This is a genomic window from Microbulbifer sp. MI-G (assembly GCF_030440425.1).
Taxonomy (GTDB): domain Bacteria; phylum Pseudomonadota; class Gammaproteobacteria; order Pseudomonadales; family Cellvibrionaceae; genus Microbulbifer; species Microbulbifer spongiae.
In genome coordinates, this window is the sequence record NZ_CP098023.1 from 3,353,179 (window position 1) to 3,370,101 (window position 16,923).

Genomic DNA, 16,923 nt, shown 5'->3' on the forward strand with positions numbered 1-16,923 from the left:
TGCAGGGGGCAGTCCGCTAGGTGCCCCGACAATTTTACCAAAGCGTGGCCCTAACAAACCCGCCGCGCCCACCAGACAGAGACACTGCCATGGGATTTAACCTCTCCGAATGGGCATTGCAAAACCGCCCCCTGGTACTCTACGCCATGATCCTGCTGGGGCTGCTGGGCGCCGTCTCCTATACACAACTGGGGCAGAGCGAAGACCCACCCTTTACCTTCAAGGTGATGGTGATCAATACCCTTTGGCCCGGTGCCAGCGCCGGAGAGGTTTCCCGCCAGATCACCGAGCGGGTGGAAAAAAAACTGATGGAAACCGGCGACTATCAACACATCTCCTCCTTCTCACGTCCCGGCCAGTCCCAGGTACTGTTTGTCGCCCGGGACGATATGCACTCTCGGGAGATCCCGGACCTCTGGTATGAGGTGCGCAAAAAGATTGGCGACATCCGTCACACGCTGCCCGCCGATATTCGCGGTCCTTTTTACAATGACGAGTTTGGCACCACCTTCGGCAATATTTATGCGCTTACTGGCAGCGGCTTTGACTATGCACTATTGAAGGATTACGCCGAGCGTTTGCAACTGTCCCTGCAGCGGGTCAAAGATGTGGGCAAAGTGGAACTGCTGGGACTGCAGGATGAAAAAATCTGGGTGGAACTCTCCAACACCAAACTCGCCTCATTGGGAATCCCTCTGGCCGCGGTGCAAAACACCCTGCAGGCACAAAACCAGGTCATCGACGCCGGATTTGTGGATACCGAGAGTGACCGGGTGCGCATACGTGTGAGCGGACAGTTCCAGTCCGTGAAAGAAATTCGCCAGTTCCCCATCACTGCCGGCGGCCGCACCCAAAGGCTCGGCGATATCGCCGAGGTACACCGCGGCTTCAGCGATCCGGCCCAGCCGCGTATGCGTTTTATGGGTGAGAATGCCATCGGCCTCGCCGTCTCCATGAAGGAGGGCGGGGATATTCTCCAGTTGGGCAGGCAGTTGGACGCAACCTTTGCCGAACTGCGACAGGATCTGCCCCTGGGTATGGCATTACACAAGGTATCGGACCAGCCCGCTGCAGTGAAACGCGGGGTGGGGGAATTCTTACAGGTACTGGCCGAGGCGCTGGCTATTGTGTTGCTGGTGAGTTTCTTCTCCCTGGGCACCCGCCCCGGCCTGATTGTGGCATTGTCGATTCCGCTGGTGCTGGCCATGACTTTTGCGCTGATGCAGTATTTCAACATCGGACTGCACAAAATTTCCCTGGGCGCACTGGTGCTGGCGCTGGGACTGATGGTGGACGACGCCATTATCGCGGTGGAAATGATGTCGATTAAAATGGAGCAGGGGCTCAGCCGCCTCAAGGCCGCCGGGTTCGCCTGGACCAGCACCGCTTTCCCCATGCTCACCGGCACCCTGATCACTGCCGCCGGCTTTCTCCCCATTGCCACCGCGCAGTCTGGTACCGGCGAATACACCCGCTCCATTTTTCAGGTGGTCACCCTGTCACTGCTGGCCTCCTGGATCGCCGCAGTGGTGTTTGTGCCCTACCTGGGCCACTACCTGCTGCCCAACCTGACACGCCGCGACCACAGAGGCGAGGTGTGTGACCCCTATCAGAAACCCTTTTACCAGCGCTTCCGCCGACTGATCATCTGGTGCCTGCGCCATCGCAAAACCGTGATTGTGGCAACCCTGGCACTCTTTGTTGCTTCACTGGCCCTGTTTCGTCTGGTACCCCAGCAGTTTTTCCCCTCCTCCGGGCGTCTGGAGCTGATGGTGGATCTGAAACTCGCCGAGGGCGCTTCCCTGGCCTCCACCGAGTACCAGGCCCAACGCCTGGAATCTTTGCTGGAAAAGAATCCGCTGGTAGAAAACTACGTGGCTTACGTGGGCACCGGCTCACCCCGTTTCTACCTGCCCCTAAACCAGCAACTGCCCGCGGCCAGCTTTGCCCAGTTTGTTGTTATGACCCCCAGTGTCGAAGCCCGCGAGCAGGTGCGCAGTTGGCTGATTGAGACCATGGAAACGGAATTCCCCACCCTGCGCAGCCGGGTTTCCCGCCTGGAGAATGGCCCGCCGGTGGGCTACCCGGTGCAGTTCCGGGTTTCCGGTGAGCATATCGCTACGGTTCGCAGCCTCGCCCGCGCAGTGGCCGGACACCTGCGGCAAAACCCCCAGATCACCAATGTCCACCTGGACTGGGAGGAACCCAGCAAGATGGTCAACCTGGATATCGACCAGGATCGCGCCCGCGCCCTGGGTGTCAACAGCGCCGATCTGTCCCGCGCTCTGCAAAGCTCCCTTACCGGCATCACTGTAAGCCAGTACCGCGAAGACAACGAACTGATCGACGTGCGCGTGCGCGGCAAGGAGCGCGAACGCCACGCCCTGGGCCAGCTTGGCAATCTGGCGGTGCAGACCGACAGCGGTCGCAGCGTACCCCTAAACCAGATCGCCACCCTGGAATACGGTTTTGAAGAGGGTATTATCTGGCACCGCGACCGCCTGCCCACGGTAACCGTGCGGGCCGATATCTACGGTACATCGCTGCCCGCCACCGTGGTGGATGCGATGTGGCCGCGCCTGCAGGCCGTTCACGATCAGCTGCCACCGGGTTACCTGCTGGAAGTGGGCGGCAGTGTGGAAGAGTCTGCGCGCGGACAGGCCTCCGTCAACGCGGGGATGCCACTGTTCCTGCTGGTGGTGTTTACCCTGCTGATGCTGCAACTGCGCAGTATGTCTCTCTCTACCATGGTGCTGATCACCGCGCCACTGGGCCTTATCGGCGTTACCCTGTTCCTGCTGCTGTTCAACCAGCCTTTCGGGTTTGTAGCCATGCTCGGCACCATCGCCCTGGCCGGCATGGTGATGCGCAACTCGGTGATTCTGGTGGACCAGATCCAGCAGGATATGGCCCAGGGACTCAATGCCTGGAACGCTATTGTTGAGTCTACTGTGCGACGCTTCCGCCCCATTGTGCTCACTGCCCTGACCGCAGTTCTGGCAATGATCCCGCTGTCGCGCAGTGACTTCTTCGGTCCTATGGCAGTGGCGATCATGGGTGGCCTGATCGTGGCTACGGGGCTGACCCTGCTGTTCCTGCCAGCCCTCTACGCAACCTGGTATCGGGTGCGGGAGGAGGCCGCCCCTACAATGGCTCAGCTTGATACAAGGTTCACAGCGGATAGCGCGCTATAGAAACGCCAAGCAGAATGGCAAAACCGGAATTGCGGCCTGCACTAGCATTTTCCGAGTTAAATTCTCACGGGAAATTAGCCATCACATCTGTATTGAATACATTACAAAAAGGACTCGGGTTGCATAGCCTTAACTCCTTATTATCCCTCAAGTGACAGCATGGAAAACGCTGTGTCGCCAAGTACAGTGAAGCCAGTTAAAGAGTGGCTGTAATGGGCTTATCCCTCGAGTTCAAATACCCGAATCGCATTCTCGGCCAAAAACAACCGCTCTGTTTTTTCATCCAGCGCCAGGGTGTCAAATTCCTGCAGCGCTTTCTTGGCACTGATCATTGGGTAGTTGGTACCAAAAAGCACTTTGTGAGCTCCATAGCTCTTCATATAACGCACCAATTCAGGAGGGTAGCGTTTGGCAGTATAAGCGGACGTATCGATATACACATGCTCATGCTTGGTAGCCACAGCGATGGCTTCTTCCGTCCATGGATAACCGATATGACCAGCCACAATCTTGAGCTCCGGGAAATCCAGTGCAACCTGATCAAGATAAATTGGCCTGCCCACTTCTGAAGGCATCAGTGGCCCTGTGTGGCCAATCTGGGTGCAAAAGGGAATGCCAAGTTCACAACAGGCCGTGTAAACCGGATAAAACCAGCGATCAGTTGGTGGTTTGGACCAAAGCCAGGGCAATACACGAATGCCCTTAAACCCCAATGCCTTTACACAACGATGCATTTCCCTGACTGCTTTCATGGGATGACTGATATCAACCGACCCAATACCAACGAACCGATCTGGTGCACTATCAACAACCGAAGCTACCTCATCATTGGAGATCATGGATTTGCCCGGTGCTTCCCATGCGCTGATCAAACTTTTGCTAACACCGGCTTCATCCATTTGTCTGATCGTCAGCTCTACAGGCAACTCTTCATTCAGATAATCCATTTTTGTCCAGCGTTTCAGGGAATCAAAAATCGGGTCATTGATATGACGAAGTGTGGGATGCTGGGCCCAGGCATCAATGACTACTGGCCGATCCTGTAGGTACATATTCATATAATCCCTTTGAATCCTTAAGGAAGCTCCAATGACAGTTGCAAGCGAATTCGAGTGGGGTGTGACTGTTTTTTTCTTTTCCATACTATGGGAAACGGCCCTTATCCCCCAGGGGCCGAAGGACCATGTCGTCACTTCGGCGCAATCATAAACTGCCTTCCCGGTCTGCCTTGTACTAGGATTCCCCGCTTTTTCCCCGCTTCAGGGAGTCATAAACGATACCAGTCCAATTATCCGGTGTCATAAAGCCCTGGCCATACTGGGCATCGAATTCCAGGGTAGGCCGGGCAGCAATGACCTGCTCGCGGCTCTTGCCAGTATCAATCAGCTTCTGTATACGACCTCGCAACTTAACCAGCATATCCCGCTGTTGCTTCAACTCTGCGGGATCGCTCAGGGGCCCGTGACCGGGAATAATTTTGGTTTTCTCACCGGTCATGGCCAGGGCCATATCCATCGCTTCAATCATCCCATCCACCGAGCCACCAGAAGAGAGATCGATAAAGGGATAGGTACCGTTAAAGTAGATGTCCCCCATATGAAGAACATCGGCCTCAGTGAAATAGACAATGGAATCTCCATCGGTGTGGGCAGGCCCCACATGCTGTACCCGCACCCTGTCGCCATTCCAGTGAAATGTAGTCGCATCAGTAAAGGTAATCACCGGAAGTGCTGCCGGCGGTGAGGGCATCACCTTGTTTTTAAAGGCTTCGATAAACTGCTCGGTACTCAAGCGCTTGCGCACATTTTCATGGGCCACAATCAGGGCGCCGCTACTCCCCAGATTTTCGTTGCCTCCGGTATGGTCACCGTGCCAGTGAGTGTTGATGACAAATCGCAGGGGCTGCTCTGCCAAGCCCGCCAGCACCTTCTGTATTTTGGCAGTCAATGGTGCATACTGGTCGTCCACCATAAAGGTGCCGTCTCTTCCCACCAATACGGCGATATTGCCACCAGCGCCCGTGAGCATATGGACATTACCTGCCACCGGAATACTGCTGATTTCCACCTTGGCAAAGCGATCTTCTGCGAAAATTGGCGCGCAGAGCAGTGATACTGCCAACGCTGCAAAACCTGCCAACTGTTTCATAGGAAGCTCTCTATTGTTATTGTCAATGGGTCTGGTTCAATGGTTGTGATGCTTTCATTGGGCCCGAACCGGACAATATAGCCATCAATAAGTCCGGCCGGTCGGTTACAATACCATCCACACCCAAACTGATATAGTGTTGCAAATCCGCTCGCCCGTTCACTGTCCACACCGAGAGATGCAGGCCCAGTTTGCGGGCCGCGCGCAAGGTGCCTGTGGTGACCACCTCAATACCGAAGTGATTCATAGGCAGTTGCACAGTCTGGTAGCGGGGCGAGAGCAGATTTTCTGCGCGGAACAGCTGGGCCACATACAACAGTATGGCTTCATCAGTCACTGCACCAGTCGCCGTATCCGGGCTCAAACGCCTGAACGCCCGGATTACACCCCGATGGAAAGAACTCACTATCACTTGATTATGCTTGCTGGTGCGCTGCAGTACCCGGCTCAAAACCTGCGCAGCGCGGACTTGAGTACTCTTCAATTCCAGGATCAGCAAAGTATCCCCTACTGCCTGCAACGCCTCCTCAAGGGTAACAATACCCAGGGAATGACTTCGGAATGGGTAGGTCTCTCCATCGCGGGTCCAGTGATAGGCGATGTTCAACTCGCGCAACTGCGCCAGAGTCAAGTCACCAACAACGCCGCGCCCATCTGAAAACGCCTCCAGGTCCGGGTCGTGCATCAGTACCAAGTGCCCATCGGCAGTCAGCCACAGATCCACTTCAATGCCATCAACTCCCAGCTCCACCATCCTGTGTAAGTACAACAGCGTATTACCGGGATAGAGTCCGTTGCCACAATCGTTGCCATGGGCAATCACCATAGGCCCCCTGTCCTCAGGAAGGGACAGGGCAGACTTCGGTGCCGGTCCGGAACGGGCATAGAGCAGCAACACGATCAATATGAGGCAAAAAACAAGCCACAGAAACATGAATCACCGTCATTTTGTACCAATAGATCCAATTATTCACGATGTGGAGATGCAGGAAAACAGGCTTCAAAGACGCTGTTATTCCCATCACACAACTTATACTTCTTTTGCCACAGGCTGTGCCTTGCTGGCAGACTGCGCAGAGGAGCTGTCTTTGTATTCCCCGATTCGATCTGCCACAGTTTTTGCACCAAGGGCAGCGGCCTGCTTTTCCCAACGCCGGCGCAAATAAAAAGTCTGCAGCCACAGAAGCGGAAAAATGACCAGATCGTAGACCCGGTTGCACAAAATACCGACCTGCAGTGAGACTTTGGCAAGCAAACGTACACACTGCGACAACACCCGCAACAGAAATACCAGAAACATCCCAAAGACCATGCGCCCTGACACAATACATTGCTCCAGGGGAACTGCCGTGAAGGCCAAAATCAATGGCAGGAGAAAACCGAGCCCCATCTGCGCCAGGGTGAGTGCCCAAGGCAAGCCTGAATCTGCTGAGGCTGATGCGCTCTGCCCGACAACTCCCGTCAACAGCGGGTCCCGCTGCACCAACAGTTCCCTGGAAAAGGCCAGGCTCGCCTCTACGCCTGCAAACAGAAGCAGCAAAAGCAGAGCGGCCCAAAGCAGGCGTTTACGTATCCTGTCTGCTAAGTAGCCAAGGGTGGGAAACAGCCGCGTCACCTGCAGACACTCCATCACCACAAGGCCAAGGCTGACTTGTATGAAAATCATCACAAAGGCAAAAATTTCCGCGGTGGCATACTCGCCGAGAAAAGCAGTACCTCCGAGTACCTCGGTGACAGGACGGACAATGAGTTGGAAATTTACCAGTATACCGCCCGCAGCCACAGCGACAGCGAAGGCGGCAATCAAAAAACGGGTAAAACACGAGGCCGAAAGCACACGCAGGCCGCGATCATTCTTTTGCAGGATTTCCTCGTACTTCAGCATAAGACGATCGAGCGCCTTGGCCCTCAGAATCACGGATTCCACATTCTTGTTGATACGCTCAAGCACCGTCAACATAGCCCGCCATTTGGGCAACATCCGCCTCAACAACTGGTGGCGCACACGGGTGGACTCCCGATAGGACTCGAGCGCCCTGGATTCCGCCCTGCGCATGGAATGGTGAATCGTGTCCAGTACATCCGCTACCACAGCGTCGTCCTGCAAGGGAATTTCCGCTACCGAGCGCACAGCCCGCTGCCAATTGGAGGGCTGTGGAGGCACTTCCGCACTGCTTGCATAATCCTCATCGACAGCGTTCATTTGTTCCACAAGCCGGCGATGTAATGCTGGATACTGCGCCAACTCACGCTGTATGGTGCCCGTGATAAGTTGAAATTCCCTTTCTATCCGGCGCTCTGTGTCCTCTCTTGCGACCGCAAAGCCTATCTCCCGGTTGCGTTGAACCAGGCGCTTTTCGGTCACCTCCAGTGCATTGGCAACATGCCTCAAAATGCGGGAGCAGAAACGTACCAGCGCGTAGATAATTCTGTGAGCAGGACCCCGGGCTAGGAAGAGTATAAAAAATCCCGGCAGGCACCAAAGCCAAAGCGGTAGTCCAGTTGTTAACTGGGTCACAATGTACACTCCGTCTATGTGGCAGACTGATGTGCCATCCTAACAGTTGGTGGCAATAGAATCGCCCCAAAATTCACAGTTTGGTTTCGCTAATCTGACTGGCTTTTACCCGACAAATGGTTTGATCACAGCAATAACAGACTCGAACTGCGATCTATCGATACTGGACAGCAGTTTCACGGTATACAGCCGATGGATTGCCATAAAAACAGGAAAAGAAAGAGCAGCTTAAGGATATCGATCAAAGATAGGTGAACTGTCTGTACCCCTTACAGCGCCTGCAGCCGTTCGAGTAGTGGCTGGACATAGCTAAACGTCAAGACTCACGCTTTTGATTTGTTCTTGCCAGCGAATCTGTCTGGATTGCTCTTGGGATCAACTACAGGATAGGTCATGATATCTGAAAGGAATAACTACAACTCGAGAACTTTTCTGGAAAAAGTTTCGGAAAGGACTTACTAAATAACCACAGAGTATTTTCTGTTAATAGCTAGAAAGAAAGTGTGAATAAGCGCGGCAGTTTTGCCGCGCTTATTCGTATAGCCAATATGGCAAAGAGTTAGAAATCTACGGTTAAGCCCAGGAAGGCATAACGACCCAGGGCATCGTAAATACCGGGGAAGGTATTACCGTTACCGAAGATTCCAGCACCCGCATCAGAGCTCAAAGGCGGTTCTTCATCGAACACATTATTGATGCCGGATCTGATAACAACATTGTCCGTTGCTGCCCAGGAGGCAGACAGATCAAAGTAGTCAATGGCATCAAAATCTGCTTCTTTAGCGCTTATATCGTCAACAGCGCTAATGTGCCGCCAACCGCCCGTGACATTCACTCCATCGATGGGCGTCACCCAGGTTGCGCGCAGAGTGCTGACAAAATCAGGGGTAGGCTCTTCACAGGCACCATTCCAAACACCCAGGCAATCTTGGATATCGTCACCCTGGAACTCTTGCAGATCCCATTTGGTCAGATAGGTCGCGATATAGTTCAGGTCCATGGAACCGAACTGACCCATTTCAAAGCCGTAGTTGAGGTTCAGGTCAAAGCCCTCGGTCTCAATAAAGCCAATGTTTGCATCTGGAGAGAAGACATGGGCATCACCTACCCAGAGGTTGCCGTTCTCGCCGCGATTGATCGCGTCACAGAAGCGCGCCTCGCCAGTTTCCAGACACTTATTTACGATTGTTTCTGGAGCAATTCCCTCGATTGCACCGGAGACATCAATATTGAAGTAATCCAGGCTAATGGTCAGGCCATCAATAGCCCCGGGAGAATATACAAAGCCCACGGAAACAGTGTCGGACTCTTCCGGTTGTAAATCCGTTGTGCCGCCACCGATGTAATTGTATTGTCCCGCAGGGGAATCGATATCACCGCCATAGGTGGCAGCCGTAATTCCTGTATTTTCGCACTGAGCCAAGGTGGCGCTGGGAGGTATCACGGACCCATCTTCGGAGTCAACTCGCGATCCACAGGGATCGATTGACATGTCAAACAGCTGAATGGATCTCGGGCGATAGAGCTCACGCAGATTCGCGTGGCGAACTGCCGACTGGAAGCTGGCACGTAATTTAAGGTCGCTAATGGGAGACCAGTCCATACCGAACTTATAAGTATCGGTGCTGATATCCGTGGAATAATCAGAGTAACGATAAGCCAGCTCCAATCCAAGGTGCTCAATGCCTGGTTTGCCATCAATCAAGGGGATGTTGGCTTCGGTAAAGACTTCCTTGACACTGAGGCTTCCCTCAACACCCAGTGTCGGCCCACCCTGTCCGGCGCCATCACCAGTAAGGAAACCATTGTCCGGGGTAAATGTCAGTGTCTCCCGACGACTTTCCAGACCCATTACAACAGCAATGCCATCATCCGCTGTTGGGAATTGAACACCATAGTCACCCAAGTCACCTGTCACATAACCGGAATAAATCTCCTGCTCTGTCGTTCCCCGTGCGAATAACGGCAGGATAAGATAATCGATAGCCTCCTGGGTTACGCCGCCCTCTTGGAAGATATTGTAGGGAACACAGGATGGATCAGAGCCATCCACAACAGACTGACACACCGGGTTTCCGAAGGTATCAGCAAGTGGGTCACCATTTCCATCAACTCGGTCATCAATGACTACATTCAGAGCGCGCTGGAGCTTGGTTGTGGAGAAATCATTCAGATAGGTCTGCTCCAGGCTTACCTCGGCGTATTGGGCAAATACATCGTAAGACCAGGTTTCGTTAATATCGCCACGGAGACCAAAAACACTGCGGAAGCTGGTGTGGCGCAGATCGTCCTGACGTGGGCCACCCTCAACATTGCGTCGGCCGATATAAACAGCACCATTAGTGGTAATCGGCATGCCTGTCGATTGGTCGATGATCGGATTTCCATCCTCATCCACTTTGGTAACAATCAAGTCACTGACATTATCGTTTTTGGTCAGGCCGTAAACACCACAGATAGCCTGAAATTGCTCTTCAGATAACAGGGGGTTGCCGCAATTGAGGTCACTGGTGACAAAAAAGGCACCGGAAGGGGCAATTTGAGCAACTGTGCGATCATCGGCGTACATCAGCTGGGTATAGGCTGTGACATTATCGTTGATGTCGTAGTGGGCAAAGGCTCCCATGGTCCAGCGCTCGTCCGGGCGCTGGAAATAATTCAGAGGTCCAAAATTGTACAGCCTGCCATCGCGGGGAGCGAGCCCATCACCATCGACGACATAATCAAAGCTCTCGATTTCGTCACCGGCGGGATTCAGACCAGTATTGGTACCAAAATCCGTGATCCGGGCGGGAAACATGGTGCCGGAACCACCGCAGGTGAATGAATCCGGTGAGCCTCTCAGTGCACAGCCACTGTAGTCGCGATCCGCCTGAAGAACGGCATCAATTTTGCGGTAATTGGCGTAGGCGGTGACATTGCCCCGCCCATCATCCAGATTGGCACCCATAATCAGTGAAAAATCGTTGATTTCACCATCGGTGACACTGCCATCAGCCACATCAAAGCCACTGGACTCAACCAGATCCTGCATTTTGCTGTTGTCGTTGTTGTGCTGGTAGACGCTGGTTTGAGTCTCGAAGCGAACACCTTCGAAATCATCCCGCATAATAAAGTTGACTACACCGGCAATAGCGTCTGAGCCATAAGTGGCAGATGAACCACCCGTCAATACCTCTACACGCTCAACCAGCGCCCCTGGAATCTGGTTGAGGTCGGCACCGTAACCATCGGCGAGAGGGGAGCCGGGGGGCATACGGCGCCCATCAATCAGGACCAGAGTTCGCTCTGCCTCCAGTCCACGCAGCGATACGGTTGCGGTGCCGGTGGAACCATTTGCCTGGCCGGCAGTCTGAGTGGCAGCAACCTGCGGCAGGTCGTTAATCAGGTCTTCGACACGGACAACCCCAGTTGTTTTAAAGTCTTCGGCGTTTACGGAAGTAATCGGGCTAACACTTACATCATTGGCACGTTCAATTCGGGAACCGGTGACCACCACCTCTTCCACGATTTCCGCATCTTCCTGAGCAAATACGGGTGCCGCCGGAACCATAATCGCAGCTGCAGTGAAGCCCAAAGCCCCCTTTACAGCTACTGACAAAAGGTTCTTTTTCATTGTTAATCCTCTCTTAATCGTTGGATTTATAGTCTTTTGCCGTGAATGGCGATAATCGGAAGCGGTCACCCCCAAAGTAACCTGCTTCCTCCCAACACATTCATGACGGTTAACGTAAAAAATACCTCAATTTTTTAAAAAATTCGCAATGGCATTCTCGACAGGTTACTCACCCACTCTTGTTAGCGTTGATTCTGGATTCAGGTACTGATAAGCCAAAAGTCACAACAGTAAGCGATTTATTAAAGCAAATTCCTATTTTTGTAATCAAATGAGGCACTTTTCTTTTTTAAGATTTTTCACTATGGCATTTTAGTCATGTTAGGATGTTATTGTCAAACCCCCTATACATCCGGTATGCCATTCTCTACGTCTCAGCCAGTGGGTATAAGCCCATCATTTACTCACTGCCCTCCCTGCAGATAGTATCACTCCACCATCCGCGCAGTGCTTAACTTGTAGTTGGTATCGCCAAGCTTCATAACCATTCCAGCACCCATACAGGTCTTTTGCGGGGTGCATTCTGCAGCACTTGACCAGTTCCACAGTCAGCGTTTGCGCCCCCAGGTAGATGCATCAGGAAAGCACAGGGGGCCTGCTTGTCGAGACTGCAGGCAATCAGTAGCAACCTGCAAGGCCCAAATACCCATGTGTTGTGCACCGGGTGGGCCGCAGCAGCAGAACGCTGGTGTCGAGCACTGTAATCGGTCAGTGCGCAAGGATATACTGGGCAACCCCGGTTCTTCAGTATCTCGTAAAGACAGGGACATGTCCCCCGCTGTTTGAACAGTTACTCACATGTCTTTCAACATGACTTCAGCGGTACGATGCCTCAGCAACAGCTGATAACCATATCCTCTTTCATTCCAATACCGGTCAAAATTGCAGGGCTACCCCATTGGGAAATAGCAGACCGTGTGCGGCTGTAGCGGCCTTGCAAACATTGTTCCTGTGGGAAATAGCACCGTCTACGCTGGCGAATTTCTGGTAAGAAACCGCATACATGATACCTGCAAGGCCACAGAGTAACAGTAGCAGCTCCTTTAAAAGCCCTAACTCAATCCAGCATGTGGGACTTTGAAAAGAAACGCGATATCTGCTCGAGGAGTTGTGACTCTTGGCAGCTCGACTCCGCTTGTCTTTAGTCAATGGTGTCGGGAGCCAGATGAGCCCCATAGAATGGGACTGCCCGATACTATCAGGACACCCAGGCATTAAGGAGAGGTGGCAGGTTTGGTCTGGACAAAACCATCCAACAGCAAGTCTAATTTGCGCTTATAGGCACTGGCTGCATATGGGCTACCCACCAGGGAAAAGGCCTCCTTAAAGCTCTTGCGGGATGCGGCCATATGCCCCAGCTGAAATCTTGTCAGCCCCAGCAGGAAGTGGAAACGATGGTCATCATGATGCCAAATAGCGCGGCGCAAACGCTTTTCAGCCCGCCTGTATTTTCCCTGCTCATAGGCGTCGCGTGCCTGGTAATACAGGTAGTAGGGGTTTCGCTCCCGATGGTGGCGCGCGCGCGCTGCATAGGCATCGGCCAGTCCATCACGACCACTGTAACGGTACAAGCGCGCTAAATTGCTCATGGCCACCAGATGGATATTATTGAAATACAGGGCCTGACGATAACTCTGTTCCGCCTCAGAGTAATGGCCAAAGTGGCTGTAAAACGCCCCCAGGTTGGCCCACAGATCACTTTTCCCGGGGCGCAGTTCCAGAGCCTTGCGCAGATACAAAAAGGCTTTCTCGCCCTCGCCCGCACGCATAAGCTCAACCCCGCGGTTGCTGTAATACAATGAGAACACACTGGTGTCTTCCAGCCTGCGCTGGCGATAGGCGGGATCATAAGCGGCCAGATTGAAATCTATCACGCGGCGGCCACGGGGACCTTCCGAAACCATATTGACGTGGCGGTAAACCACAAAAGTCTGGGCCTCCTCGTGGCTCCAGACCGGGGGAACCGAGACCTGGTTAAAGGAGGCCTCGACACCCAGTTCCCGTGCCATCGCCACCATCATCAGTGTAAATGACAGGCAGTTACCACGCCGATTATGGAAAGTCTGCGCGGCAGTCAGCGTTGTGGTTTGATCATATTCAACATGGAACTTCTGCGTTTCAAACGCTTTGATCAGCGATGCCAAGCGTTTCTGTGGCGATGCACCCGGAGCAATATCACCGAGAAACCGGCGCATCTCCGCTGTGAGTGTCATCACCGGGTCTCGAGGCAGTTCAGCGGCATGCACGGGCCGGCCAAAGATCGCAGCACCTGACAGCAAGTGTTCCACCGCAACTTCTGCCGGTTTTTCCGCAGGTGGGCGGCCAGCGCAGCCCCCTAAAATGCCCAGAAACATTATGAGGGTCAAGTGTACCGGAGCCTTTCTCATTGTGGTTTCCCTGGTTGGGGTATCCTGCTTGAGCATCTAGCATTTTTCAGACCGGTTGTGAATAGCCGTGCGATGACCGGTTTGGTTGCAACTGTAACGAGTCGCCTGCTGCACTCGCAACTGTTACACTTCCCGAGTTGCCTTGGAGGCCGGACTTTCAGCTCCGCTGAGAGCGGATCAACCCGAGGGGAATATGGTAAAGAAAACCGCTGCATGATCGAGACCTGTTTGGTCAATTACAACGGAAAAGTGGAATCATTTTCCAGGGTCTGGATAGATTACCGGGCCAATGCACCGAAATCGTTCACCTGCCCCTGAAACCGTGAGTATCTTGGCCTGCCAAGGTATGCTTGAGTAAAGCTATAACAACTGGAACTTCAGCTTATGTCGTCGAATACACACCAGACTAGCGGTGGCTTCTTTGGTCACCCGAAAGGGCTTTCCACGCTGTTCTTCACCGAAATGTGGGAGCGGATGAGCTATTACGGTATGCGTGCCCTACTCGTACTGTTTATGACCGCCAGCCTTCAGGAAGAGGGCCTTGCCTTCACCGTTGCCGCTGCAGCCGCCATCTACGGCCTTTACACTGGTGCGGTCTACTTTCTCGGCCTGCCCGGCGGTTGGATCGCGGACCGCCTGCTCGGTGGGCAGCGCACTATATGGTATGGCGGCATCATTATCATGTGTGGCCATATCGTGCTGGCGATCCCCAGTGACAACACTTTTTTTCTGGGCCTGATCCTGGTTGCATCCGGGACCGGACTGCTCAAACCCAATATCAGCGCCCTGGTGGGCCACCTGTATCAACCCGAAGATGTGCGTCGCGACAGTGGCTACGCCCTCTACTATATGGGCATCAACATCGGCTCCGTGCTCGGTTCCACCATTTGTGGATACTTCGGTGAGAATATCGGCTGGCACTGGGGATTCGGTGCCGCGGCGGTTGGTATGGCCATCGGCCTGATTCAGTACCGCAGGACCATCGGCAACCTGGGTGATGCCAGCTTAAAACCGGAAAACCCCATGCCAGCTGATAAAACCAGGCTGGCCTGGCGCATCATCGGTGCCGTTTTAGTTGCTGTTGCACTGATCACCGGCTTGACTATGCAGGGCGCCATCACCATCGATCCGGTCACAGCTGCCCAGTACGTAGCTGTGGCCTTTACCCTGACTTTCCTCGCCTATTTCGGCTTCATCTATTTCCGTGGCAAGCTGAGCGGGTCGGAAAAAAGGAAGTTGTGGGCCCTGTTTCTGATCTGTGTGGCCTCCACCTTTTTCTGGTCGGGTTTCGAGCAGGCCGGATCCTCTCTCAACTTGTTCGCCCGCGATTATACCGACCGCCTGATCGGTGCCTTTGAGATACCGGCGACCTGGTTTCAAAATCTCAACTCACTGTTTATCATCACCTTGTCCCCTTTCTTTGCTGCGCTGTGGATCAACCTGGGCAAGCGCATGATGACCCCCTCCTATAACCTGAAATGTGCCATCGGCCTGATCATTATGGCCAGCGGTTTCCTGGTGATGTTCTTTGCCGCCCAATATGCCGCCGAGGGTCTGAAGGTAGCGCCATACTGGTTGGTTACCACTTACTTCCTGCACACCGTTGGCGAGCTGTGCCTGAGCCCGGTGGCCCTTAGTGCCGTCAGCAAACTGTCCCCTCGCCGCTTCGCCGGCCAGATGATGGGCGTATTCGTGCTGACCTATTCCATCGGCAACATCTTCTCAGGCCTGTTGGCGGGACACTTCGATCCGAACAATATCTCTGAAATGCCAAATCTTTACCTGCAGATCAGCCTGTTCACTATCGGCATCGGCATTATCCTCGCGCTGATCAGCCTGAAGTCAAAACACTGGGAGAGTCTTGGGGAGGAGTCTCAAACAGCCCAACCCGCCGAAGCCACCGCCAGAACGGTGTAAGGAGACGGCCCCACTGATCTCACTGCGGGTCTGGAGTGAAAAAAAAGACAGGCCGCTGCTGCTGCAGCGGCTTTTTTTGATCATCCGGAAGGTTCTTCTCGGACATTTCATCAACAGAGTACATCCGCACACCATGACTCTTTAGGTATAAAACCCCATTCCCCAATCACAGTGGCGATGGGATCTTCACCTATCGTGCAGGGCGGGTGCAGACAACCAATGGCAGACAGTCCACCTGTTCTTCCCTATAAGAAACGACCAATGTTCAGCCAGATAAAACGAAATCCGATCACGCACAACAACGCCGCAAAGGAGTGTTTTAACAATCGTGCAGGGAGACGGTGGGCCAGTATGGCGCCAAAACGGGCGAAAAAAGTACTGGCCAGCACGATACCGAAAAAAGCGGGCCAGTAAATATAGCCACTGCTCCACCTCGGCAACAGCGTATTGTTCCAGCCCTGCACCGAAAAGCTCAGCGCACCGGCAACCGCAATGGGCAGTCCGCAGGCAGCGGAAGTGGCGATGGCACGCTGCATGTTTACCCGGCAGCGGGATAGGAAGGGCACCGTCAGCGCACCGCCGCCAATACCAAATATTGCCGAGACCCAGCCGATAACCCCGCCCGCAGTCATCAGTACAGGAGAGCCGGGCAATCTACCAGAGCCCTCTGAAACACTGCCATGGCGCAGACCACTCAGCCACATACGGACGGCCATCAAGATAGCAAAAACACCAATAAGCAGCTGTAACCAGGCTCCGGAAAGGCGCTCTGCTGTCATGCCCCCTACCCAGGAGCCCAGGAGTATTCCGGGCGTCATTACCCAAAAAACCCGCCAATCCACGGCGGCCTTCTGATGGTGCGTGCGCACCGAGCTGATTGAGGTGACCACAATCGTCGCCAGTGAAGTGCCCACCGCCATGTGGGTGAGGATGTCCGGGGAAATACCCATGGCGGTAAAAACCAGTACCAGTGCCGGAACTATGATCAGCCCACCACCAACCCCGAACAGGCCGGCGATGGTGCCCGCCACAGCCCCCACGAGAAAGTAAACAAAGAGTGTTTCCATACCTTCCCCCTCTCAATTTACAAGGACAGACGAGCCCGTTCAGAGCCAAAGAGCTGTTGCTTAGTGGAGCACAAAA

At 53.8% G+C, this 16,923-nt stretch carries 9 protein-coding genes; 2 read left to right on the top strand and 7 right to left on the bottom strand.

The window, feature by feature from the left end; translation table 11 throughout:
- The first annotated feature begins 89 nt into the window (after window positions 1-89).
- Window positions 90-3,194: an efflux RND transporter permease subunit gene (locus M8T91_RS14035; RefSeq protein WP_301414787.1), complete on the top strand. Its 3,105-nt coding sequence runs from the start codon at window positions 90-92 to the stop codon at window positions 3,192-3,194.
- 218 nt (window positions 3,195-3,412) lie between these two features.
- Here the strand turns inward: M8T91_RS14035 and M8T91_RS14040 are convergent, their stop codons facing one another.
- From M8T91_RS14040 to M8T91_RS14065, 6 genes are all read right to left on the bottom strand, one after another.
- Window positions 3,413-4,336, bottom strand: coding sequence for an amidohydrolase family protein (locus M8T91_RS14040; RefSeq protein ID WP_301414788.1), 924 nt, complete (start codon window positions 4,334-4,336; stop codon window positions 3,413-3,415).
- Between the two features lie 91 nt (window positions 4,337-4,427).
- The gene (locus M8T91_RS14045) at window positions 4,428-5,342 is read right to left on the bottom strand and encodes an MBL fold metallo-hydrolase (protein WP_301414789.1); all 915 of its coding nucleotides are present in this window, start codon (window positions 5,340-5,342) and stop codon (window positions 4,428-4,430) included.
- A gap of 22 nt (window positions 5,343-5,364) precedes the next feature.
- The gene (locus M8T91_RS14050; protein ID WP_301414790.1) at window positions 5,365-6,276 is read right to left on the bottom strand and encodes a glycerophosphodiester phosphodiesterase family protein; all 912 of its coding nucleotides are present in this window, start codon (window positions 6,274-6,276) and stop codon (window positions 5,365-5,367) included.
- Between the two features lie 96 nt (window positions 6,277-6,372).
- Window positions 6,373-7,860, bottom strand: coding sequence for a hypothetical protein (locus tag M8T91_RS14055; RefSeq protein WP_301414791.1), 1,488 nt, complete (start codon window positions 7,858-7,860; stop codon window positions 6,373-6,375).
- A 559-nt stretch (window positions 7,861-8,419) separates the two neighbouring features.
- Window positions 8,420-11,476: a TonB-dependent receptor domain-containing protein gene (locus M8T91_RS14060; protein ID WP_301414792.1), complete on the bottom strand. Its 3,057-nt coding sequence runs from the start codon at window positions 11,474-11,476 to the stop codon at window positions 8,420-8,422.
- Window positions 11,477-12,690: 1,214 nt separating this feature from the next.
- Window positions 12,691-13,863, bottom strand: coding sequence for a tetratricopeptide repeat protein (locus M8T91_RS14065; RefSeq protein WP_301414793.1), 1,173 nt, complete (start codon window positions 13,861-13,863; stop codon window positions 12,691-12,693).
- 384 nt (window positions 13,864-14,247) lie between these two features.
- On the opposite strand from M8T91_RS14065, the gene M8T91_RS14070 reads away from it, so the two are divergent.
- Window positions 14,248-15,780, top strand: coding sequence for a peptide MFS transporter (locus M8T91_RS14070; protein WP_301414794.1), 1,533 nt, complete (start codon window positions 14,248-14,250; stop codon window positions 15,778-15,780).
- 245 nt (window positions 15,781-16,025) lie between these two features.
- Here the strand turns inward: M8T91_RS14070 and M8T91_RS14075 are convergent, their stop codons facing one another.
- Window positions 16,026-16,847 (bottom strand): sulfite exporter TauE/SafE family protein, encoded by an 822-nt coding sequence (locus tag M8T91_RS14075; protein WP_301414795.1) that lies wholly within the window; start codon window positions 16,845-16,847, stop codon window positions 16,026-16,028.
- Window positions 16,848-16,923: the final 76 nt, after the last annotated feature.

What these genes read in the sequence shown, in the direction of transcription:
- M8T91_RS14035 (WP_301414787.1), top strand. Translation starts at nt 90, where the DNA reads ATGGGATTTAACCTCTCCGAATGGGCATTGCAAAACCGCCCCCTGGTA.
- M8T91_RS14040 (WP_301414788.1), bottom strand. Translation starts at nt 4,336, where the DNA reads ATGGAAAAGAAAAAAACAGTCACACCCCACTCGAATTCGCTTGCAACT.
- M8T91_RS14045 (WP_301414789.1), bottom strand. Translation starts at nt 5,342, where the DNA reads ATGAAACAGTTGGCAGGTTTTGCAGCGTTGGCAGTATCACTGCTCTGC.
- M8T91_RS14050 (WP_301414790.1), bottom strand. Translation starts at nt 6,276, where the DNA reads ATGTTTCTGTGGCTTGTTTTTTGCCTCATATTGATCGTGTTGCTGCTC.
- M8T91_RS14060 (WP_301414792.1), bottom strand. Translation starts at nt 11,476, where the DNA reads ATGAAAAAGAACCTTTTGTCAGTAGCTGTAAAGGGGGCTTTGGGCTTC.
- M8T91_RS14065 (WP_301414793.1), bottom strand. Translation starts at nt 13,863, where the DNA reads ATGAGAAAGGCTCCGGTACACTTGACCCTCATAATGTTTCTGGGCATT.
- M8T91_RS14070 (WP_301414794.1), top strand. Translation starts at nt 14,248, where the DNA reads ATGTCGTCGAATACACACCAGACTAGCGGTGGCTTCTTTGGTCACCCG.
- M8T91_RS14075 (WP_301414795.1), bottom strand. Translation starts at nt 16,847, where the DNA reads ATGGAAACACTCTTTGTTTACTTTCTCGTGGGGGCTGTGGCGGGCACC.